Here is a 255-nt window from a genome sequence, read left to right as displayed (position 1 = left end):
GTCGTAGCCCTGCACCAGCGGGGACAGGAACTCGTGCAGGGCGATGGACTGCTGGGCCGCGTCACGCTTGGCGAAGTCGTCGCGCTCGAGCATGCGCGCCACGGGGTGCTGGCCGGCCAGGCGGATCATGTCGGCCGCGCCCATCTTGCCGAACCACTCCGAATTGAAGCGCACTTCGGTGTTTTCGCGGTCCAGCACCTTGAACACCTGCTCTTCAGAGGTGCGCGCATTGGCCAGCACGTCGTCCTTGCTGAG

Annotated in this window: 1 pseudogene; it reads right to left on the bottom strand. The window is 65.9% G+C overall.

The window, feature by feature from the left end:
- A pseudogene (locus ACQG3P_RS20645) lies at positions 1-255 on the bottom strand (tyrosine--tRNA ligase); the annotation flags it as partial.

The organism is Stenotrophomonas sp. SrG (genome assembly GCF_050031795.1).
GTDB lineage: Bacteria > Pseudomonadota > Gammaproteobacteria > Xanthomonadales > Xanthomonadaceae > Stenotrophomonas > Stenotrophomonas rhizophila_A.
The sequence above is the reverse complement of the archived record's forward strand: the minus strand, read 5'-3'. Positions and strand labels throughout refer to the sequence as shown.